This is a genomic window from Micromonospora sp. NPDC049004 (assembly GCF_040649315.1).
In the GTDB taxonomy this organism is placed as follows: Bacteria; Actinomycetota; Actinomycetes; order Mycobacteriales; family Micromonosporaceae; genus Micromonospora.
The window spans coordinates 135384-157668 of sequence record NZ_JBEZFG010000003.1 but is presented as its reverse complement, the minus strand read 5'-3'; the positions used below and the strand labels follow the sequence as shown (position 1 = coordinate 157668).

Here is a 22285-nt window from a genome sequence, read left to right as displayed (position 1 = left end):
GGGAACGTGGCCGGAGCTAAGGGGTCTCGGCATGAGAAGTCAGCTGCCCGCCGACGGCGAACCGGCGTCGCGCGACGCCACACCCTGGCGGGACGCGCGGCTGTCACCGGCCGAGCGGGCCGAGGCGCTGCTCCCGCTGATGTCGGTGCAGGAGAAGATCGCCCAGCTCGTCGGCGTCTGGGTCGGCGCCGACGCCTCCGGCGAGGGCGTCGCTCCCCACCAGTCCGACATGGTCGCCGAGACGCCGGCCTGGGACGACGTCATCTCCCACGGGCTGGGCCAGCTCACCCGGCCGTTCGGCACCGCGCCTGTCGACCCGGTGCTCGGCGCCCGGTCGCTGGCGGCGTCCCAGGCACAGATCGTCGCCGCCAGCCGGTTCGGCATTCCCGCCCAGGTGCACGAGGAGTGCCTCACCGGGTTCGCGGCCTGGCAGGCCACCGTCTACCCGACCCCGCTGGGCTGGGGCGCGTCCTTCGACCCCGACCTGGTCCAGGAGATGGCCGGCCGGATCGGCAGGTCCATGCGCGCCGCGGGCGTGCATCAGGGGCTCGCGCCAGTCGTCGACGTCACCCGCGACTACCGCTGGGGCCGCACCGAGGAGACGATCGGGGAGGACCCGTACCTGGTGGGAACGACCGGCGCGGCGTACGTGCGGGGCCTGGAGAACGCCGGCGTGGTGGCCACCCTCAAGCACTTCGCCGGCTACTCGGCCTCCCGGGGTGGCCGCAACCTCGCCCCGGTGTCGATGGGACGCCGCGAACTGGCCGACGTCATCCTGCCGCCGTTCGAGATGGCCCTGCGCCTCGGCGGCGCGCGGTCGGTGATGAACTCCTACGCCGAGATCGACGGCATGCCGGCCGCCGCCGACGAGCAGCTGCTGACCGGGCTGCTGCGCGACGAGTGGGGTTTCACCGGCACCGTCGTGGCCGACTACTTCGCCGTACGGTTCCTGCAGACCCTGCACGGTGTCGCCGAGGGCGCGGCCGACGCCGCCCACCTGGCCCTGCGCGCCGGGATCGACGTCGAGCTGCCCACCGTGGACGCCTTCGGCGGCGCGCTGGTGGAGGCCGTCCGCGCCGGCGAGGTCGACGAGGCGCTGATCGACCGGGCGTTGCGTCGGGTGCTGATCCAGAAGATCGAGCTCGGCCTGCTCGACGAGGATTGGCGCGAGTTGCCCGAGGACGTCGCGGACCTGCGCCTCGACGACGAGGCCAGCCGGGACGTCGCCGTACGCCTGGCTCGCGAGTCCGTCGTCCTGCTGCGCAACGACGGTGTCCTGCCGTTGCCCATCGCGAGCCGGGTCGCCCTGGTGGGTCCGGTCGCCGACGATCCGATGGCCATGCTGGGCTGTTACTCCTTTCCCAACCACGTCGGCGTCAACCACAGCGACCACGGCATGGGCCTGGACATCGCGTCGCTGCGCGAGGAACTGGCCCGCCGCGTCCCCCTGCTCACCCACGAGCCGGGTTGCACCATCACCGGCGAGGACACCTCGGGCATCCCGGCCGCGGTCGCCGCGGCCAGCGCGGCCGACGTGTGTGTGCTCGCCGTCGGCGACCGGGCGGGAATGTTCGGCCGGGGCACCTCCGGTGAGGGCTGCGACGCCGCCGACCTGCGCCTGCCCGGGGTGCAGGCCGACCTCGTCCGGGCCGTCCTCGCCACCGGCACTCCCGTCGTGCTGGTGCTGATGACCGGCCGGCCGTACGCGCTCGGCCCGGAGTTCGACACCGCAGCGGCCGTGGTGCAGGCGTTCTTCCTCGGCCAACTCGGCGCTCAGGCGCTCGCCGAGGTGCTCATCGGCGCGGTGAACCCGTCCGGGCGGTTGCCGGTCAGCGTCCCGCGCGACGCCGGCGGCCTGCCGGGCACCTACCTGTCGCCGCCGCTCGGGCACCGCAGCAAGGTGTCCTCGATCGACACGACAGCGGCGTACCCGTTCGGCCACGGCCTGAGCTACACCAGCTTCGAGTGGTCCGACGCCACGGTCGTGTCGCCGGCGGACGGGACCGAGGGCGGGACGACCGCCTGGCCGGTCGACGGCGAGGTACGGGTGCGGATCACCGTCCGCAACACGGGTGACCGGGCCGGCACCGAGGTGGTGCAGCTCTATCTGCACGACCCGGTGGCGCAGACCACCCGCCCGGTGAACCGGCTCGTCGGCTTCGCCCGGGTGCCCCTGGAGCCCGGGGCGGAGGCGCACGTGACGTTCGGCGTACCTGCCGACATCGCGTCGTTCACCGGTCGGTCCGGCCGGCGCATCGTCGAGCCCGGCGCGGTGGAGCTGCGGTTCGGGCGGTCGAGCGGGGAGATGGCGGCGGCCGTGGCGCTGCTGCTGACCGGGCCCGAGCGCCAGGTCGGCCACCAGCGGGCACTACTCACGTCGGTGCGGGTCGAGCCCCTGGTGGCCGTACCGCACTCCGCATAGGAGGCGAGGATGACATCCGGAACGTTACGGCCACCGCCACCGGCGCCACCCGGCGCTCCGGCGGAGGCCGCCGTCGGGGCGCCCCGCGCGCCGCGCCGTCGCCGCACCTGGCGGCAGGCGCTGCGCCGGGACTGGCAGCTCTACTCGCTCGCCATCGGGCCTCTGCTGTTCTTCCTCGTCTTCCGGTACCTCCCGATGATCGGCAACATCATCGCGTTCCGCCGGTTCAAGCCCGGCGGCAGCATCTTCGGTGAGTACTGGGTGGGGCTGCGGTACTTCCGGATGTTCCTCGCCGACCCGACGTTCTGGGACGTCTTCACCAACACGCTGGTGCTCGGGACGCTGACCCTGCTGTTCTGCTTCCCGCTGCCGATCGTCCTGGCGCTGCTGCTCAACGAGGTGCGCGCCCGTCGCCTGCGGCGGTTCGTCCAGTCCGTGTCCTACCTGCCGCACTTCCTGTCGATCGTGATCGTGGCGGCCATGGTCATGCAGTTGACCTCGGTCGACGGCACCATCAACCAGATCGTGCAGGCCACCGGCGGCGACGCGGTGCCGTTCCTGCAACGGGCCGAGTGGTTCCGGACCATCTACGTGTCGTCCGAGGTCTGGCAGACGGTCGGCTGGGGCACCATTCTCTACCTCGCCGCGCTCACCACGGTCGACGACGACCTGTACGAGGCGGCCCGGATCGACGGCGCCAACCGGTGGCGGCAGACCTGGCACGTGACGCTGCCGGGCATCCGCCCGACAATGGTGACGTTGCTGATCCTCAACATCGGCAGCTTCATGGCCGTCGGGTTCGAGAAGATCCTGCTGCTCTACAACCCGCTGACCTATCCGACCGCCGACGTTCTCTCCACGTACCTGTTCCGGATGGGCTTCGGGTCCAGCAACTTCAGCTACGCCGCCGCCATCGGGCTGTTCGAGGCGGTCATCGGGCTCACGCTGGTCCTGACGGCGAACCTGATCGCCCGCCGCACCGTGGGGACGAGCCTGTGGTGACCGTCGACGCGGCCGACACGGCCAGCGGCAGCGACCTGCCCGCGCGTGCGCGGCCGCGCGGAATCCGCCCGACCCGGGGCTACCGCGTGTTCCAGGCGTGCAACGCGGTAGTGCTCACCATCGTCGTGGTGGTGACGCTGTTCCCGTTCGTCAACGTCGTGGCCCGCTCGCTCAGCGACGAGCAGTACATCATCGCCGGCAAGGTCAACCTCGTGCCGCGCGGCTTCAACCTGGACACCTACCGGCTGGTGCTGAACGACTCGCTGTTCTGGACGAACTACCGCAACACCGTCTTCTACACGGTCGTCGCCACTGTCATCTCGATCGTGCTGACCACCTGTTACGCCTACGTGCTGTCCAAGAAGCACCTGCGCGGCCGTACGGCTCTGATCGGTATCGCGGTGTTCACCATGTTCTTCACCGGCGGCCTGATCCCCAACTACGTGCTGGTCACCAGCCTGGGCATGAAGAACACCGTCTGGGCCATCGCGGTGCCCAACGCGATAAACGTGTTCAACCTGCTGGTGATGAAGGCGTTCTTCGAGAGTCTGCCCACGGACCTGGAGGAGGCCGCGGCCGTCGACGGGCTCAACACGTACGGCATCCTGCTGCGCATCGTGCTGCCGTTGTCGAAGGCGATCGTCGCCACGATGGTGCTGTTCTACGCCGTTGCCTTCTGGAACTCCTGGTTCGCCGCCTTCCTCTACATGGACCAGCAGGAGCTGTGGCCGGTGACCGTCTATCTGCGCAACCTGATCGCGGGGGCCACCGGCGCGGAGAACGTCGGCGTCATCGCCGAGGCCGACGAGGTGCAGGCCGACGCGACGCTCAAGGCCGTGACGATCGTGCTCACGACCCTGCCGATCCTCGCTGTCTACCCCTTCGTCCAGCGGTACTTCGTCCGCGGCGTGATGCTCGGCGCCGTCAAGGGCTGACCGGCACGTCCACCATTTCCCTTCACCGAACCCGAAAGGACCGCCATGCTCCACCGATCGTGGCGCCGCGCCGCGACAGCGGCAGTAGCCGCGCTGCTCGCGGCCAGCAGTATCGCCGCCTGTAGCGAGGACTCGTCCGACGCCAAGGACCTGTCGGAGAACCGGGCCGGTGCGATGGCCGACTACGGCATCGGCAAGCAGTTCAAGGCGAGCGAGCCGGTTTCCTTCTCCATCCTCTACAACAACCATCCGAACTACCCGCTGCGCGAGGACTGGCTCTTCTGGAACGAGCTGAAGTCGCGGGCCAACGTCACGCTCTCGCCGGTCGCCGTGCCGCTGAGCGACTACGAACAGAAGCGCAGCCTGCTGATCGGCGCCGGCGACGCTCCGATGATCATCCCGAAGACGTACCCCGGCCAGGAGGACGCCTACGTCTCCTCCGGGGCGGTCCTGCCGGTCAGCGACTACCTGGACCTCATGCCGAACCTCCAGGACAAGATCTCGCGGTGGAACCTCAAGCCCGAGATCGACACGCGGCGTCAGGAGGACGGCAAGTTCTACCTGCTGCCCGGCCTGCACGAGAAGCCGTGGCAGGACTACTCGCTGGCGATCCGCACCGACATCCTCGACGAGCTGAAGCTGAGCCCGCCGAAGACCTGGGACGAGCTGTACACGGTGCTCAAGGCCATGAAGGCCAAGTACCCGAACGTGTATCCGTTCTCCGACCGGTGGAGCAAGCCCAACCCGGCCGGCAACCTGCTCAACATCCTGGCCGTGTCGTACGGACTGCAGGGGGCGGGCTGGAACTTCCAGCACACCTCCTGGGACGCGAACGCCAAGAAGTTCGTCTACACCGGCGCAACGGAGCAGTACAAGCAGATGCTCCAGTACCTCAACAAGCTGGTGTCGGAGAAGCTGCTCGACCCGGAGAGCTTCACCCAGACCGACGAACAGGCCCGGCAGAAGCTCGCCAACAGCAAGTCCTTCGTGATCAGCGCCAACGCGCAGGCGGTCGTGAACGACTACCGGCCCGACCTCGCCAAGACCAACCCCAAGGCGAAGATCGCCAAGATCCCGCTGCCGATCGGTCCGGCGGGTGAGGTCAACCCCGCCAGCCGGTTGGAGAACGGCGTGATGATCTCCTCGAAGGCCCGCGAGAGCAAGAACTTCGTGGCGATGATGCAGTTCATCGACTGGCTCTGGTATTCCGACGCCGGTCAGGAGTTCGCCAAGTGGGGCGTCGAGGGAACGACGTTCGTCCGGGACGCCGCCGGCCAGCCCAAGCTCGCGCCCGACGTCAACGTCATCGGCCTGAACCCGAAGGCGCCCAAGCATCTGCAGAAGGACTTCGGCTTCTACAACGGCGTGTTCGCCTACGGTGGCAAGCCGGAGCTGGTGCAGGGCTTCTTCTCCCCGGAGGAGCAGGAGTTCCAGAAGGTGCTGAACGCCCGTCCGCCGGTCGCGGTGCCCCCGCCGCACCCCCTCAGCGACGAGGAGCGCGAGCAGGCGTCACTGTGGGAGACACCGCTGAAGGACGCCGTCTACCAGGCGACCCTGCAGTTCGCGCTCGGCCAGCGCGACCTCTCCCAGTGGGACGCCTATCTGGCCGAGTTGAAGGGCAAGAACATGGACGCCTACCTGACCATGGTCAACAAGGCGTACGACAGGTACCAGAAGGACCACGGCTGACCGTCGGCCGGTCCGGTCGTGCCCGTCACGACCGGACCGGCCGCGCACCGTCAGCCGCGCACCGCACCGGCCGCGCACCGCACCGAAGAGGACGAGATGACGCGCATGACCGTGTCGGCGGATCCGCAGGGCCGCCTGTCCGATGCCTGGCGCTTCGCCGTCGGCACCGGCCGTTTCGAGTTGGCCCTGCGCCGCGACTACCAGGACTCGCTGGCGCTCATCCAACGCGACATCGGGTTTCGGCACATTCGCGGGCACGGGCTGCTCAGCGACGGTGTCGGTGTGCACCGCCCGTACGAGTACGCCGGCGAGCGCCGGGTGCACCACTCGTTCACCTACGTCGACCAGGTCGTCGACGCGTACCTCGATCTGGGCATCCGCCCCTTCGTGGAGCTGGGGTTCATGCCCAGCGGCCTCGCGTCGGGCGACCAGACGGTGTTCTGGTGGCGGGGCAACGTCACGCCACCGGAGTCCCACAAGGAGTGGGGCGACCTGGTCCGCGCCACGGTCGCCCACCTGGTCGACAGGTACGGGATCGACGAGGTCCGTGGCTGGCCGATCGAGGTGTGGAACGAGCCGAACCTCGCCGACTTCTGGGCGGGCGCCGACCGCGACGCGTACCACCACCTGTACGAGGTGAGCGCGCACGCCGTCAAGGAGGTGGACGCGTCGTTGCAGGTCGGCGGCCCGGCGATCTCGCCCGGGGCGGACGGGTGGCTGGCGCCGTTCGCCGAGTTCGTCACCGAGCGGCAGGTGCCCGTCGACTTCGTCAGCCGGCACGCGTACACCTCCGGCCCGGCGCGGCACGTGCCGTTCGGCACCCACCAGTCCCTCGCCCCGGCCACGGATCTGCTCACCCAGTTCGCCGCGCCGCGCCGGCACCTGGCCGGCACCGCGCTGGCGGACCTGCCGGTGCACATCACCGAGTTCAACTCCTCCTACCGGCCGGACAACCCGATCCACGACACGGCGTTCCACGCCGCCTACCTCGCACCCGTGCTGGCCGCCGGCGGCGACCTCGTGGACTCCTTCGCGTACTGGACCTTCAGCGACATGTTCGAGGAGGCGGGGATCCCGACCGCGCTGTTCCACGGCGGGTTCGGCCTGCTCACCCACCGCCAGATCAAGAAACCCACCTACCACCTGTACGCCTTCATGGCCCGCCTCGGCCCCGAGGTGCTGGCGCGCGGCGACGACCACCTGGTCACCCGCCATCCCGACGGACGGGTGGCCGTGCTGGCGTGGGCGCCGGTGGACGTCACCGGACGGTCACCGGCACCCGACCGACACCCCCTGGCGCTGTCGATTCCGCTCGGCTCGCCCGCGACGACCTCGGCGTTCCTGCTCCGCTCGTCGGTCAGCGAGGAGGCCGGCAACGCCTGGGCGGCGTGGGCCGAGATGGGCCGCCCCCGCTCGCCGGGCGTCCGGCAGCTCGACGCGCTGCGGGAGGCGGCGGAACCGTCGCGGACGCACCGTGCCCTGCCGGTCGCCGCCGGCCGGGTCGAGGTGGACCTCACCCTCAGCCGGCACGAGGTCACCCTCCTCGAACTGACCCCGGTCGTGGACGAGACCCCGCCGTGGTGGGACGCCGACGGCCTGCTGGGCGCCGAGCCGGGGGACGACCGATGAGCACCGCGCACGCCTGGCGGCAGTTCGGCGACGGGCCGCTGTCCCGGTTCGCGTCCCGCGTCTACACGCTGCTCGTGGTCGAGGTGCTGCTCCTGGTCACCACACTGCCCGGCCTGCTCCCGCTGCTGCTGCTCGGCCGCGACCCCAGCAACCTGCCGCTTGTCGCGCTCCTGCTGCTGCCGGTCGGTCCGGCGGTCTGCGCGGCCCTGTACGCCCTGCGCCACCAGCGGCCCGACCTGACGGACCTGCGGCCCGCCGCCCTGTTCTGGCGGGGCTACCGGAGCAACGCCACGGGCGCGCTGCGGGTCTGGGCGCCGACGTTGCTGTGGCTAACCGTGCTCGCGCTGAACCTCGCCTATCGAGATGCGGTAGGCCTCGGGAGGTGGTGGGTGGTGCCGCTGGTCCTGATCGCGGTCGGGGTGACCCTCTGCGCCGCCAACGCGCTGGTGATCACCTCGCTGTTCGAGTTCCGCACCCGCGACGTCCTGCGCCTGGCCGTGCACTTTCTCGTCCGTACGCCCGGGGTCACCGTCGGCAACGCCCTGCTGCTCGCCGCGGCGGCCGGGGTCACCGCGGTCTTCTCCGAGGCCGTCCTGGTGCTGCTCGCCTCGGTCGTGGTGCTGGCGGTCCTGCGCGTCGGCGACCCGATGATCCACCTGATCCGGAAGGAGTTCACCGCATGAGCCTGCCCGCGACCGCCGAGGTGCGCTTCGGCCGGGAGGACGCGTGAACGCGCACGAGTCGATGCACCTGGAGGAGCCGGTGTTCGTGGCGGAGCCGGGCGACATCGAGGACCCGCGCGTACACCCCGCCTGGCTCCCACCGGAGGCGTTCCGCGCGCTCGGCGCGCGCCGCGTCCTCGTGCACGGCGACGGGCTGCTCGTCGACACCGTCCTCGACGAGGTGACCCGTGCCTGCGCGCGCTACGGCGGGCGGGTCTGGCATTCGCCCTCCTGGGACGTCGACGTCGACCTGGTGCTCACCCTGCGCGACGCCGACGAGCTGCCCAGCGCCGCGGTCGAGGCGGCGCGGTCGGCGGGGGAGGCGGCGCTCGTCGACCTGGGCGACGGTGCGACGCTCGGCGACGAGGGGTTCCTGCTGGCCCGCGCCGGCGAGACGACAGTGGTGCTCGCCGACGCGCCCGCCGGCCTGCTGTACGGGCTCTTCCACGTCGTACGGCTCTGCGCGGCGGCCTTCGACCCGGCCCGCCCACCCGAGCTGCACCGGCCCGCGCTGCGCCGCCGGATGTTGAACCACTGGGACAACGTGGCCGTGCACCCGGTGATGGGTCAGGTCGAACGGGGGTACGCGGGCGGCTCGATCTTCTGGGCCGATGGCCGTCCGCGCGGGGACCTGGCCCGGATCCGGGAGTACGGGCGGCTGCTGGCCGCCAGCGGGATCAACGCGATCTCGGTGAACAACGTCAACGTGGGTCACGCCGAGGCGCTGCTGCTCACCGACCGGCTCGGCGACGTGGCGCGGATCGCGGACGTGCTGCGCCCGTACGGCATCCGGGTACACCTGTCGGTCACCTTCGCCGCGCCTGTGGTCCTCGGTGGACTGTCGAGCGCCGATCCGTTCGACGAGGAGGTACGCGCCTGGTGGGCGGCCACCACCCGGCGGGTGTACGAGCGCATCGACGACTTCGGCGGCTACGTGGTGAAGGCCGACTCGGAGGGGCAACCCGGCCCGTTCACCTACGGGCGCGACCACGCCGACGGGGCGAACCTGCTCGCCGAGGCCCTCGCCCCGTACGGGGGAGTGGTGCACTGGCGGGCGTTCGTCTACAACCACCACCAGGACTGGCGGGACCGCTCCACCGACCGGGCGCGGGCGGCGTACGACCATTTCGCCCCGCTCGACGGGCGGTTCCGCACCAACGTGGTCCTGCAGGTGAAGTTCGGCCCGGTGGACTTCCAGACGCGTGAGCCGGTCTCGCCGGTGCTCGCCGCCATGCCGGCCACCCGGATCGCTGTCGAGTTGCAGGTCACCCAGGAGTACACGGGTCAGCAGCGGCACGTCTGCCACCTCGGGCCCTGCTGGAGCGACGTGCTGCGCTTCGAGCCCTGGGGCCCGGGCGGGCGGACGATCGCCGACCTGGTCACCGGGGAGGCCGGCAAGGGCGGTGGCCTGGTCGCCGTCGCCAACACCGGCGACGACCCCTTCTGGACGGGGCACCCGCTGGCCCAGGCCAACCTGTACACGGTCGGCCGGCTCGCCTGGGATCCGCTGCTCGACCCGACGGCGGTCCTCGACGAGTGGATGACGTTGACGTTCCCGCCGTCGGCGACGGCCGAGCCGGAGCTGGTACGACGGACACTGCACGAGATCATGGACGACTCGTGGCGGACGTACGAGCGGTACACCGCCCCGTTGGGCGTCGGCTTCATGGTCCACCCCGGCGACCACTACGGCCCCGACGTCGACGGGTACGAGTACTCGCGGTGGGGCACCTACCACTTCGCCGACCGGGACGGCGTCGGCGTGGACCGCAGTCGCGCCTCGGGCACCGGCTTCGCCGGCCAGTACCCGCCCCACTGGGCGCAGGTGTACGAGTCGCCCCGCACCTGCCCGGACGAGCTGCTGCTCTTCTTTCACCACGTCCCGTACACGCACGTCCTGCACAGCGGCTCCACGGTCATCCAGCACATCTACGACACCCACTTCGCGGGCGTCGAGGAGGTGGCGGTGATGCGGCGGCGGTGGCAGACCCTGAACGGGATGATCGATCCGGCCGTGTACGAACGGGTGGCCGAGCGCCTCGACGAGCAGCTGCGCTGCGCCACCGAGTGGCGGGATCAGATCAACACGTACTTCTTCCGCAAGTCCGGGGTGCCCGACGAGCGGGGGCGGCGCATCCACTGACCCGGCCGGCCCGGCCGGGCCGGCCGGAGCATCGGCGCCGGCGCGCTCACCAGGGGTGCACGGTCCCGTCCTCCAGCCGGTTCACCGGCAGGTACGCGGGCGCGTACGGGTAGCGGGCCGCCGCCTCCTCGTCGATGTCGACGCCGAGGCCGGGGGTCTCGGCGGGGTGCAGGTAGCCGTCGGCGTAGTGGTAGCCGTGCGGGAACACCTCGTCGGTCTGCGCGGTGTGCCGCATGTACTCCTGCAGGCCGAAGTTGGGGATCGAGATGTCGAGCTGGAGCGCGGCGGCCATACACACGGGCGACAGGTCGGTGGCGCCGTGTGAGCCGCTGCGGACGTGGTGCAGCGCGGCGAGGTCGAAGATGCGACGCAGGTGGGTGATGCCGCCGGCGTGCACCACCGTGGCCCGGATGTAGTCGATGAGCTGTTCCCGGATGAGCTGCGCCGCGTCGAAGACGCTGTTGAAGACCTCGCCCACGGCGATCGGGGTGGTGGTGTGCTGCCGGATCAGCCGGAAGCCCTCCTGCAGGTCGGCGGGGACCGGATCCTCCATCCAGGTCAGCGCGTAGGGCTCCAGGCTCTGGCCGAGCCGGGCCGCCTCGATGGGCGTGAGCCGGTGGTGCACGTCGTGCAGCAGCCGCAGGGTGGGGCCGAACTCGTCGCGGACCCGGGCGAACACGGTGGGCACGTGGGCCAGGTAGCGCGGCGTCGACCAGGTGGCCTCGCTGGGCAGCGCCGCGTCGGCCGGCTCGTAGAAGAGCTTGTCGGCGCTGACCCCGTACGTCTTGGGCAGGCCCGGCACGCCGCACTGCACCCGGACCGCCCGGTAGCCGAGGTCGACGTAGCGGGCGACCTCGACCAGGACCTCCTCGACGGTTTCGCCGTTGGCGTGGCCGTACACCGTGACGCCCTCGCGGGACCGGCCGCCGAGCAGCTGGTAGACCGGCAGGCCCGCCACCTTGCCCTTGATGTCCCACAGCGCGGTGTCCACCGCGGCGATCGCGCTCATCGTGACCGGCCCGCGCCGCCAGTACGCGCCCTGGTACAGGTACTGCCAGGTGTCCTCGATCCGGGCCGGGTCCCGGCCGATCAGCAGCGGCGCCACGTGGTCGCGCAGGTACGACGCGACGGCCAGCTCCCGGCCGTTGAGGGTGGCGTCCCCGACGCCTGTGACGCCCTCGTCAGTGACGATCTTGAGGGTGACGAAGTTGCGGCCCGGACAGGTCACGATGACCCGGGCGTCGACGATCTTCACTCGATCTCCTTCGTGCCCGCGGGAGTCGCGTGAGGACGCTCGCAGGGGGTGCGTGCGAGGGCGGTCTGCCTATCGGGAACGTGCCGATAATATCCCGCCGGCTGCCGGTGGTGAATGGTGTTGCTGAGCGGGGAGTGCGTGCAGGTGACGGCCCAATCCCTTGCACCGAAAGGTTTCCGGGAACCTTGACAATCGAGTGCGCTCGATCGAAGCTGACATCGGTCACGCGAGCCGCGGTCACGGTCGGGCGAAGGGCAGTCCTCGACTCACCCCCCTTCCATGCGCCATTCTCCCGAGGAATCGCGAACCATGACACTGAAGACAAGGCTGCTCGGCGTCCTCGCGGCGGTCGCGACAGTCGCCGCCGCGGCGCTGACGTTCGCCAGCCCCGCGTCGGCCGCGACGCTCACCCAGGTGACCGGCTTCGGCAACAACCCCACAAACCTCCAGATGCACCTGTACGTCCCGGACCGGGTCGCATCCCGGCCAGGAATCCTGCTCGCCCTGCACTACTGCACCGGGACGGGCCCCGCCTTCTACTCCGGCACGCAGTACGCGTCGCTCGCCGACCGGTACGGATTCATCGTCATCTACCCGTCCGCGACCCGCAGCAGCAAGTGCTGGGACGTGGCCTCGCCGCAGGCGCTGCGCCGAGGTGGCGGCAGCGACCCTGTCGGGCTCATCTCGATGATCGACTACGTGAAGCAGCGGTACTCCGCCGACCCGGACCGCGTCTTCGCCACCGGCACCTCGTCGGGCGCGATGATGACCAACGTCATGCTCGGCGACTACCCGGACGTGTTCGCGGCGGGCGCGTCCTTCGCCGGGGTGCCGTTCGCCTGCTTCGCCACCGGGGGCACCTCGGAGTGGAACAGCGAGTGCGCGAACGGGCAGTCCATCAAGACCGCCCAGCAGTGGGGTGACCTGGTCCGCGGGGCGTACCCCGGCTACACGGGCCGGCGACCGCGGATGCAGATCTGGCATGGCACCAGCGACGAGACGCTGCGCTACCCGAACTTCGGCGAGCAGATCAAGCAGTGGACGAACGTGCACGGTCTGAGCCAGACCCCGACGTACACCGACTCCCCGCAGTCCGGATACACCCGCACCCGGTACGGCAGCAGCGGCCCGATGGCACCGGTCGAGGCGATCAGCATGCAGGGCGTCACACACAACATCCCTGTCGACGCGGCCCAGGTGATCCGCTTCTTCGGGCTGGACGGCACGACGCCCCCGACGACGCCGCCGCCCACGACGCCGCCCCCGACGACGCCGCCCCCGACCACGCCGCCCCCGACCACGCCGCCCCCGACCACGCCTCCGCCGACGACGCCGCCGCCGACCACGCCTCCGCCGACCACGCCTCCGCCCACCGCGGGTGCCTGCCGGGTCGGATACACGGTCAACGCCTGGAACTCGGGCCTCACCGCGAGCGTGACCATCACCAACACCGGCACCGCCGCCGTCAACGGGTGGGCGCTGACCTTCACGCTGCCCAGCGGCCAGGCCATCACCAACGGCTGGAACGCCACCTACTCCCCGACGAGCGGAGCGGTCACCGCCCGCAACGTCTCCTACAACGGCACCCTCGCGCCGAACGCGTCGGTCGAGATCGGGTTCCAGGCCACCCACACCGGCGGCACCGGCAAACCGTCGTCGTTCGCGCTCAACGGGGCCACCTGCGCCGTCTCCTGACCACCCACCACCATCGACAAACGGAGTCGCACGATGAGCAGAACGAAATGGAAGGCGGCATCGAGAGCCGCGATCGCGCTGACCGGCGCGGGCGCTCTCGCCGCCGGCATGGCAATGGTCCTGGTGACGCCCGCGTCCGCCGGGACCACCCTGGGCGCGTCCGCGGCGGAGAAGGGCCGCTACTTCGGTACGGCGGTGGCCGCGAACAAGCTCTCGGACAGCACGTACACCACGATCTTGAACCGCGAGTTCACCATGGTGACGGCCGAGAACGAGATGAAGATCGACGCGACGGAGCCGCAGCAGGGCCAGTTCCGCTACTCCCAGGCGGACCCGATCGTCAACCACGCGCGCAGCCACGGCATGCAGGTACGCGGTCACACCCTGGCCTGGCACGGCCAGCAGCCGGGGTGGATGCAGGGCATGGAGGGCACCGCGCTGCGTAACGCGATGCTCAACCACGTGACGCAGGTGGTGACCCACTACCGGGGACAGATCTATTCCTGGGACGTGGTGAACGAGGCGTTCGCCGACGGCAACTCCGGAGGACGCCGCGACTCGAACCTGCAGCGCACCGGCAACGACTGGATCGAGGCCGCGTTCCGCGCTGCCCGCGCCGCCGACCCGGGCGCGAAGCTCTGTTACAACGACTACAACATCGACAACTGGACCTGGGCCAAGACCCAGGGCGTCTACAACATGGTGCGGGACTTCAAGTCCCGTGGTGTGCCGATCGACTGCGTGGGCTTCCAGTCGCACTTCAACAGCGACTCGCCGTACGTCAGCAACTACCGCACCACGCTGTCGAGTTTCGCGGCGCTGGGCGTGGACGTGCAGATCACCGAGCTGGACATCCAGGGCGCTCCCGCGAACACCTACCGCAGCGTGACGGAGGACTGCCTCGCGGTGGCCCGCTGCAACGGGATCACGGTGTGGGGCATCCGCGACAGCGACTCGTGGCGGTCCTCGCAGACCCCGCTGCTGTTCAACAACGACGGCTCGAAGAAGGCCGCGTACGACGCGGTCCTCGCGGCGCTGAACAACGGCACCCCGCCACCCACCACGCCCCCGCCCACGACCCCTCCACCCACCACTCCGCCGCCCACGACCCCGCCGCCCACCACTCCTCCGCCCACGACCCCGCCTCCGGGGCAGGGCGGCTGCACCGCGACGGTGACGGTGAACCAGTGGACCGGTGGCTTCGTGGCGAACGTACGGGTGACGGCCGGCTCGTCGGCGCTCAACGGTTGGACCGTGACGATCGCGTTGCCGTCCGGCGCGACGGTCACCAACGCCTGGAGCGCCACCAACAGCGGTAGCACCGGCACGACGACCTGGAGAAACGTGTCGTACAACGGTCAGGTCGGCGCGGGACAGTCCACCGAGTTCGGGTTCCAGGGCAACGGCACCGCCGGCAGCCTCAGCCCGACCTGCGCGGCGGGCTGACGGAGCCCCGGCCGGTGCGGAGGTCGGCCCGGACCCTCCGCACCGGCCGGCACGTCCCGGTCGAGTCCGCTATCTCCGGGCGGCGACGGGAGCGAGTCGGCCTTGGCGTGCACGAGCCGGCGGGTCGTGTCCGACTCGTCCGAGTCGATGGCGATCAGGTCCCAGTCCTGGCCGAGCAGCACGGCCCGCCCGCCCGGTGCGAGGACCCGGCGGGCCTCGTCGACGGCTCGCGCCGGGTCGTCGAGCAGGTGGCCTCGATCCTGCGCGCGACGCAGGCCGGCCTGGCACCGCCGGACATCCGCGCGTTCCTCGCCGCACACGACCCGGCCGCCCGCAAGGACGTGCTGCACCGCAACCACAGCGCGCTGCACACCAGGATGGCGGCGCTGCGGTCGGCGCTCGATCTGCTGGAGGCCGGGTTGAACTGCACGCACGAGGACATCGCGACCTGCCCGAACTACCGCGCCCACCTCACGGAGCTGGTGGACGTCGGCGTCCCGGGTTAACCGTCGATGCGGGTGATGTTGCGGATCTTGTTGGACGCGTCCAACGCGGCCACCTTGTACGCCTCGGCCAGGGTCGGATAGTTGAACACGGCGTCGACCAGGTAGTCGATCGTGCCGCCGCAGCCGATGACCGCCTGACCGATGTGGACGATCTCGGTCGCCGCGGTGCCGAACACGTGCACCCCGAGCAGCCGGCCGTCCTCGGGGGAGACGAGCAGCTTCAGCATCCCGTACGAGTCGCCCACGATCTGCCCGCGCGCCAGCTCGCGGTAGCGCGCGACGCCCACCTCGAAGGGCGTCGACGCGTCGGTCAACTCGGCCTCGGTCTGGCCGACGAAACTGATCTCCGGGATGGTGTAGATGCCGATCGGCTGCAGGCCGTGCATCTCCCGGATCGGCTCGCCGCAGGCGTGCTGCGCGGCCAGCCGGCCCTGCTCCATCGAGGTGGACGCCAACGCCGGGAAGCCGATCACGTCGCCGACGGCGTAGATGTTGTCGACCGGGGTGCGGTAGTTGGCGTCGACAGCGATCCGGCCGCGCCGGTCGGCCTGCAACCCGGCCGCCTCCAACGCCAGGTCGTCGGTCTGGCCCTGCCGGCCGGCCGAGTACATGACGGTGTCCGCGACGATCTTCTTGCCGCTCTTGAGAATGCACAGCGCCGCCGTCTGGTGCTTCTCCACCGCGGCGACCTCCTCGCCGAAGCGGAACGCCACCGACAGGTCGCGCAGGTGGTACTTCAGCGACTCGACGATCTCCTCGTCGCAGAATTCCAGCATCCGCTCGCGGCGCTCCACGACTGTCACCTTGGTGCCGAGGGCGGCGAACATCGACGCGTACTCCATGCCGATCACACCGGCGCCGACCACGACCATGCTGCGGGGGACAGCCTGCAGGTTGATGACGCCGTCGGAGTCCACGATGGTCCGGTCGTCGAAGTCGACGCTGTCCGGGCGGGCCGGGCGGGTGCCGGCCGCGATGATGGCCTTGTCGAACGTCACCTTCGACTCGCGCCCGGAGCCGGCGTCGACCCAGATGGAGTGCGCGTCCGCGAAGCGTCCGGTCCCGGTGATCATCGCGACCCGGTTGCGGGCGAGCTGGTTGCGGATGACGTCGGTCTGTCGGGTGATCACATGCTGGGTGCGGGCGGCCAGGTCGCTGACCGTGATCTCCTCCTTGACCCGGTAGCTGCTGCCGTACAGGTCGCGCTGGCTCAGGCCGGTCAGATAGAGCACGGCCTCGCGCAGCGTCTTGGACGGGACGGTGCCGGTGTTGATGCACACCCCGCCGATCATGTCGCGGCGGTCCACGATGCCGACCCGCCTGCCGAGCTTGGCGGCGGCGATCGCGGCCTTCTGACCGCTGGGTCCGGAGCCCAGCACCAACAGGTCGTAGTCATACACGATCGCTAGCGTCGCAAGATGTCGCCGTCGACGCCAGAGTCCGGACGCGAGCGTTACTTGTCTGCCACCACGCGGACACCGCCGTTCGCCGCAGGCCGGCCAGCTCTTGTGAAACAGGCCTAGCCGACGAGGCGGCGTTCCCAGGCCCAGGCGGCGATCTCGACACGGTTGCGGGCCGGGAGCTTGGTCTGCACGCTGGCGAGGTGGGTCTTGACGGTGCCGACGGCGATGAAGAGCCGACCGGCGATCTCCGCGTTGGTCAGGCCCCGGGCGACGAGCTTCACGACGTCGAGTTCGCGCGGGGACAGGCCGGCGTCGTCGCGCGGCGCGGTGGGCGGGCTGAGGTGCTCCAGCAGTCGTACGGTGATGGACGGGCTGATCAGCGCGTCGCCCGAGACGGCAGCGCGGACCGCCTCGACGAGCAGCGCCGGGCCGGAGTCCTTCAGGAGAAACCCGCAGGCGCCGTTGGACAGCGCGGTGTGCACGTACTCGTCGAGGTCGAAGGTCGTCACCACGACCACCCGCACCGGGTCGGCGACGCCCGGCCCGGCGAGCAGCCGCAACGCCTCCAGGCCGTCCAGGCGGGGCATCCGGATGTCCAGCAGCACCACGTCCGGGCGTAGCCGCCGGACCATCTCGACGGCGGCGACCCCGTCGGCGGCCTCACCGACCACCGCCATGTCCGGCTGCGCTGAAATGATCATGCCGAAGCCGGTGCGGACCATCGCCTGGTCATCCGCGATCAGCACCCGGATCATCGGGTCACCGCCGACCGCAGCGGGAACGCGGCGTCGAGCACCCAGCCGCCGGAGATCCCCGGCCCGGCGGTGATCGTGCCGCCGAGGGCGCGTACCCGCTCGGTGAGGCCCAGCAGGCCGAAGCCGTGCCCCCGGGCGGGAGCGGTACGCGGGGTCGCGCCGTCGTCGGCGACCCGGACCAGGAGCCAGTCCGGCGTACGACGCACGGACACGGCCACCGACCGGGCGTCCGGGGCGTGCTGGCGGGCGTTGGTGAGCCCCTCCATCACCACCCGGTACGCCGAGGTCGACACCTCCACCGGCAGCTCGTCGAGCGGGCCGTCGACGTACAGCCGGGCCGGCGCGTTGGTGGTGTCGTTGTGGCCCTCCACCAGGGGTGCGAGATCGGCCACGCCGGCCAGCGGGGCCAGCGGCGCGTCCGGCGGGGCGTCCGGATTGCGCAGGACGCCGACCATCCGTCGCATGGAGGCCATCGTCTCGGCGCCGGCCCGCTCGATCTGCTCCAGGGCGACGATCACCCGTTGCGGGTCCTGCTCGGCGACGAACCGGGCACCCTGCGCCTGGACCACGATGCCGGTCACGTGGTGGGCGATGAAGTCGTGCAGGTCGCGGGCGAACTCGGCGCGCTGCTCGGCCCGTACCAGCGCGATGGCCCGCTCCCGCCCGGCGGCGACGACGCGCAGGTAGATCCCGACGGCGGCGGCGCCAACCGCGGCGAGCGCCTGGAGCAGCCCGAAGATCACGTAGACGTAGTCGGCGCCGGCGCGCAGCGGCAGCGCGGCGGCGGCGAGCGCGACGAGCACCGCCGCCCACGGCGCGAGCCGCGCGGCGGCCCACCGGGTCACCACGAACACCACAGCGATCATCCCGGCGGACTCGGCCAGCCCCCAGCTGCCGCCCAGCAGATAACTGCCGCTCGCGCTGAGCACCAGGAAGCCGAAGGTGACAGCGAGTGAGACGGTGCCGAGCGCGAGCGCCGCGAGCGGCAGGGTTCGGGACCCCTGCCGGTGCACGGGCAGCCAGACCACGGCGGTCAGCAACGCCAACCCCACCTGCAGGAGGGCGCGCAGGGCGTCGGCAGCGCTCGCCCCGCTGTAGAGGCCGTACCGCAGGTCGAAGGCACCGAGCAGGGCCAGCGCCGCCAGACCGGCGAGCTGACCCAGGCGTACCCACCATGTCGAGAATCCCGGCGCGTTCATCGTGACCCAGCGTAGCCAGACGACCGGCGCGGGCAGATCGGCCGAAAGACAGACCCGGCGCGGGCGTTCCCCGACCGCGGGCCGATGCGGCTCCCACCCGGCGCGGGCGAGGCTTCCCCTGTCACATCGCAGCCCCTGGAGGAACCCATGACAACCCACGCCCCGCCGCCGACCGGGCAGGCCGCCGTCGCCGCGGTCGACCTGGTCAAGGTGTACGGCAGCGGCGACACCGCGGTCCGCGCCCTGGACGGCGTCTCGGTCGGCTTCGGCCGGGCCGAGTTCACCGCGATCATGGGCTCGTCCGGGTCGGGCAAGTCGACGCTGATGCACTGCCTCGCCGGCCTGGACACGGCCACGTCCGGCCGGGTCCTGCTCGGCGGCACGGAGTTGACCGGTCAGTCCGACCGCACGCTGACCCGCGCGCGCCGCGACCGGATCGGCTTCGTCTTCCAGTCGTTCAACCTGCTGCCGCAGCTGACCGCCGCGCAGAACATCACCCTGCCGCTGGACCTCGCCGGTCGCGAACCCGACCGTGACCTGCTCGCGCGCCTCGTCGACGTGCTGGGCCTCGGGCAGCGGCTCGGGCACCGGCCCAGCGAACTCTCCGGCGGCCAGCAGCAGCGGGTGGCGCTGGCCCGGGCCCTGGTGTCGCGGCCCGAGGTCGTCTTCGCCGACGAGCCGACCGGCAACCTCGACTCCCGCTCCGGGGCGGAGGTCCTGGGCATCCTGCGCGACTCGGTACGCGACCTGGGGCAGACGGTCGTCATGGTCACCCACGATCCGATCGCGGCCGCGTACGCCGACCGGGTGGTGCTGCTCGCCGACGGCCGGGTCGCCGGCGAGATCGACGAACCGGACCAGGGCTCGGTCACCGACGCGCTGCGCGAGCTGGCGGTTCCCGCGTGAGGGCCACGGTGCTGCGTACCCAGGTGAGCGCCGCGGCCCGACGCCCGGGGCGACTGATCCTGACCGGCCTGGCGATCCTCGTCGCGTCGTTCGTCGTCTTCGGCACCGTCCTGGCGCAGGACATCACCGAACGGACCGCGCGGGACAACCTCAGTGGCACGCCGGCCGCCACCGACCTGGTCATCGGCGACCCGCAGCAACCCCCGCCCACCGTGGCGGCGCTGCGTGCCGTCCGCGCCGTGGCGGGTGTCACCGAGGCGGTGGGCCGGACGACGCTCGGTGTCTCCCTCGCCGGGGGCTACCTCAACCTGCGCAGCGACCCGGGCGCCGGCCCGCTGGCCACGGTCCGCCTGGTCCAGGGCAGCTACCCGGACCGGCCCGGCGAGATCGCGGTGACCCGCCGTACGGTCGAGCGGCTGGGGTTGGCGGTCGGGACCGTGACCACCGGCACGGGCGGTGACCTCACCACCGGCGCCCCGCTCACCGTCACCGGCCTGGTCGACACCCCCGACGACGACGGCTACAACGCGTACGCCCCGGACGACGCGGTCGTCGCCTGGGGTCACCTGAGCACCGTGGAGCGGATCGACCTGCGTGCGACTGCCGGCACGGCGCAGGCGGTTCGTGACCGGGTGACAGCGGTGGTCCCGGCCGATCAGCCGGTGCGCTCCGGCGCCGAGGTGCGTGACGCCGAGGCCGACGCGGCGGCCGAGCAGGTGGGGAGACTGTTCGCGCTTGTCGGAATGTTCGTCGCGGTCGCTGTGGTCGCCGCGGCGCTGGTGGTCACCTCGACGTTCCGCATCGTCTTCGCCCAGCGGATGCAGCATCTCGCGCTGCTGCGGGCGGTGGGCGCGGGCCGCAGCGGACTGGTGGTCGCGCTGACCGCCGAGGGCGCCCTGACCGGGCTGGTAGCGGGTGTCGTGGGGGTCGTCGGCGCCCTCGCCGCCGGGCAGGTCCTCCCCGTGGTCCTGCGCGCCTCGGGCATGGCGGTCTCGTCGCCCGGCCTGTCGCCGGGGGCGGCGGTCGCCGTGGTGCTCGGCGCGGTGGTCCTCACCGTGGTGGCGGTCCTGGCGCCGGCGTTCTCCGCCGCCCGGGTCTCGCCCCTGGAGGCGCTGCGGGCGGCGAGCGTGACCGCCGGGCGGCGCGGCATTTCAGCGCCGCGTCTGGTGTCCGGCGGGCTGCTGGTCCTCGGCGCGCTGCTGGCCGGCGTCGTCGCGGTGCGGCGGTTGCCGACGCCGGGCCAGGAGTCCTACGACCCGAGCACGCCGCTGTTGCTGCTGGTCACCTCGGGAGCGCTGGCGTTCTTCGCCCTGGTCGCCCTCGGGCCGCTGCTGGTGCGCCCGGTGCTGGCCGTGGCGGGTTGGCCGCTGCGCCAGGTCGGGCCGCTGGGGCGGCTGGCGGTCGGCGGGATCGGTGGCACGCCCCGGCGGGCCGCCGCCGTCTCCGTCGTGGTCGCGCTCGGCGTGACCCTGATCTCCGGGGTGGTCATCGGCGGAGCGTCGATGCGGGTCGTCGCCGATCGGGACATGGCGCTGTCCGCGCCGGCCGACTTCGAGGTGTCCTCCGGTGAGGGTGCCACCCTGCCGGTCGCCGTGGTGACGAGGGCGCGGGCGGCGAGCGGCGCGCTGACCCGGGTGGTGCCGTACCGGATGGTCCACGACGTCGCGCTGATGCGGGGCGCCGATCGGCTCGGCGACGGCGAGTCCGGGTACTCGACGACCGACCTCGACATGTCGGCGCTGCCGACCACCGCGGCCCTGGACGTGGCGCAGGGCACCCTCGCCGACCGGGGACCCGGCCGGGTCGTGCTCGGTGACTGGGTCGCCCGCGACGCCGGGCTGCGGGCCGGTGACACCGTCACACTGGCCCGCGAAGGGCGGACTGTCGACGTACGGGTGTCGGCGGTCCTGCCCGACCGTGGCCCCCTGTACGCGGGCATCGTCGTCGACCGTGCCGACCTGGACCGGATCGGCGGGCCGACGGCGTACACCGGTCTGCTGGCCGACGCGGCGCGGGCGGGTGAGGACGGTCGTACCGCCGGGGTACGGGCGCTGCGGCAGGCGATCGGGAACGGCGCCGGCCTGGGCATCGGGGTGCTCGCCGACGAGCGGGACCGCAACGACGCGGTGCTGAACGCCCTGGTCTGGATCACTGCCGGCCTGGTCAGCCTGACCGTGCTGATCGCTGTGGTCGGCGTGGGCTCCACGACCGCGCTGTCGGTCGTCGAGCGGGTCCGCGAATCCGGGCTGCTGCGCGCCGTCGGCCTGTCCCGGGCGGGGCTGCGCACGATGCTGACCGTCGAGTCCGGTCTCTACGGGGTGATCGGGGCGAGCTTCGGTCTGCTGCTCGGCGTCCCGTACGCCTGGTTGGCGGTGCGGGCGCTCGGGCTCAACGCGCCGCTGTCGCTGCCGGTGCTGTCGCTGGTCGGGCTCTTCGCGGCGCTGGTCGGGCTGACCGCGCTGGCCGGCGTGCTGCCGGCGCGGCGGGCGTCGCGGGTCAGCCCGGTGGTGGCGCTGGGCGTCGAGGGCTGAGCGCGCCCAGGTGCGGGGCGGGCCGGCGTCGAGAGGGTCTCGGCGCC

General features: G+C 71.6%; 16 protein-coding genes. 12 read left to right on the top strand and 4 right to left on the bottom strand.

Annotation, left to right across the window (positions count from 1 at the left end; all coding sequences use genetic code 11):
* Positions 1 to 31 precede the first annotated feature (31 nt).
* The 7 genes from AB0B97_RS10255 to AB0B97_RS10225 all read left to right on the top strand — a co-directional run bounded on the left by AB0B97_RS10255 (position 32) and on the right by AB0B97_RS10225 (position 10542).
* On the top strand, positions 32 to 2422 hold the full coding sequence (locus AB0B97_RS10255; protein WP_357492369.1) for a glycoside hydrolase family 3 N-terminal domain-containing protein: 2391 nt from the start codon (positions 32 to 34) through the stop codon (positions 2420 to 2422).
* A gap of 9 nt (positions 2423 to 2431) precedes the next feature.
* Positions 2432 to 3424, top strand: a complete 993-nt coding sequence (locus AB0B97_RS10250) for an ABC transporter permease subunit (RefSeq protein WP_357492367.1) — start codon at positions 2432 to 2434, stop codon at positions 3422 to 3424.
* Entirely contained in the window at positions 3421 to 4359 is a 939-nt protein-coding gene (locus tag AB0B97_RS10245) for a carbohydrate ABC transporter permease (RefSeq protein WP_357492365.1), read from the top strand. The genes AB0B97_RS10250 and AB0B97_RS10245 overlap by 4 nt, the downstream gene beginning before the upstream one ends.
* Before the next feature lie 45 nt (positions 4360 to 4404).
* The gene (locus AB0B97_RS10240; RefSeq protein ID WP_357492363.1) at positions 4405 to 6048 is read left to right on the top strand and encodes an extracellular solute-binding protein; all 1644 of its coding nucleotides are present in this window, start codon (positions 4405 to 4407) and stop codon (positions 6046 to 6048) included.
* A gap of 96 nt (positions 6049 to 6144) precedes the next feature.
* Complete coding sequence (locus AB0B97_RS10235; RefSeq protein WP_357492361.1) at positions 6145 to 7677, top strand: xylan 1,4-beta-xylosidase; 1533 nt, start codon at positions 6145 to 6147, stop codon at positions 7675 to 7677.
* Positions 7674 to 8360: a hypothetical protein gene (locus AB0B97_RS10230; RefSeq protein WP_357492359.1), complete on the top strand. Its 687-nt coding sequence runs from the start codon at positions 7674 to 7676 to the stop codon at positions 8358 to 8360. Before AB0B97_RS10235 ends, AB0B97_RS10230 begins: the two co-directional genes overlap by 4 nt.
* A gap of 43 nt (positions 8361 to 8403) precedes the next feature.
* On the top strand, positions 8404 to 10542 hold the full coding sequence (locus tag AB0B97_RS10225) for an alpha-glucuronidase (protein ID WP_357492357.1): 2139 nt from the start codon (positions 8404 to 8406) through the stop codon (positions 10540 to 10542).
* Between the two features lie 46 nt (positions 10543 to 10588).
* On the opposite strand, the gene manD is transcribed toward AB0B97_RS10225, so the two are convergent.
* Positions 10589 to 11797 (bottom strand): D-mannonate dehydratase ManD, encoded by a 1209-nt coding sequence (manD, locus tag AB0B97_RS10220; RefSeq protein WP_357492355.1) that lies wholly within the window; start codon positions 11795 to 11797, stop codon positions 10589 to 10591.
* Between the two features lie 309 nt (positions 11798 to 12106).
* Here manD and AB0B97_RS10215 point away from each other — a divergent pair, with 309 nt between their 5' ends.
* The 3 genes from AB0B97_RS10215 to AB0B97_RS10205 all read left to right on the top strand — a co-directional run bounded on the left by AB0B97_RS10215 (position 12107) and on the right by AB0B97_RS10205 (position 15444).
* Positions 12107 to 13492 (top strand): PHB depolymerase family esterase, encoded by a 1386-nt coding sequence (locus tag AB0B97_RS10215; RefSeq protein ID WP_357492353.1) that lies wholly within the window; start codon positions 12107 to 12109, stop codon positions 13490 to 13492.
* A 33-nt stretch (positions 13493 to 13525) separates the two neighbouring features.
* The gene (locus tag AB0B97_RS10210; RefSeq protein WP_357492351.1) at positions 13526 to 14938 is read left to right on the top strand and encodes an endo-1,4-beta-xylanase; all 1413 of its coding nucleotides are present in this window, start codon (positions 13526 to 13528) and stop codon (positions 14936 to 14938) included.
* A 107-nt stretch (positions 14939 to 15045) separates the two neighbouring features.
* On the top strand, positions 15046 to 15444 hold the full coding sequence (locus AB0B97_RS10205; RefSeq protein WP_357492348.1) for a hypothetical protein: 399 nt from the start codon (positions 15046 to 15048) through the stop codon (positions 15442 to 15444).
* Here the strand turns inward: AB0B97_RS10205 and sthA are convergent.
* The 3 genes from sthA to AB0B97_RS10190 all read right to left on the bottom strand — a co-directional run bounded on the left by sthA (position 15441) and on the right by AB0B97_RS10190 (position 18801).
* The gene (gene sthA, locus AB0B97_RS10200) at positions 15441 to 16844 is read right to left on the bottom strand and encodes a Si-specific NAD(P)(+) transhydrogenase (protein ID WP_234583724.1); all 1404 of its coding nucleotides are present in this window, start codon (positions 16842 to 16844) and stop codon (positions 15441 to 15443) included. The genes AB0B97_RS10205 and sthA overlap by 4 nt on opposite strands.
* A 119-nt stretch (positions 16845 to 16963) precedes the next feature.
* Positions 16964 to 17602 (bottom strand): response regulator transcription factor, encoded by a 639-nt coding sequence (locus tag AB0B97_RS10195; RefSeq protein WP_357492346.1) that lies wholly within the window; start codon positions 17600 to 17602, stop codon positions 16964 to 16966.
* A complete protein-coding gene (locus AB0B97_RS10190) occupies positions 17599 to 18801 on the bottom strand; it encodes a histidine kinase (RefSeq protein WP_357492344.1) in 1203 nt (400 codons plus the stop codon). The genes AB0B97_RS10195 and AB0B97_RS10190 overlap by 4 nt, the downstream gene beginning before the upstream one ends.
* 147 nt (positions 18802 to 18948) lie before the next feature.
* On the opposite strand from AB0B97_RS10190, the gene AB0B97_RS10185 reads away from it, so the two are divergent.
* Together AB0B97_RS10185 and AB0B97_RS10180 are read left to right on the top strand one after the other, a co-directional pair.
* A complete protein-coding gene (locus AB0B97_RS10185) occupies positions 18949 to 19707 on the top strand; it encodes an ABC transporter ATP-binding protein (protein WP_357492342.1) in 759 nt (252 codons plus the stop codon).
* Positions 19704 to 22238 (top strand): ABC transporter permease, encoded by a 2535-nt coding sequence (locus tag AB0B97_RS10180; RefSeq protein WP_357492340.1) that lies wholly within the window; start codon positions 19704 to 19706, stop codon positions 22236 to 22238. Before AB0B97_RS10185 ends, AB0B97_RS10180 begins: the two co-directional genes overlap by 4 nt.
* Positions 22239 to 22285 lie beyond the last annotated feature (47 nt).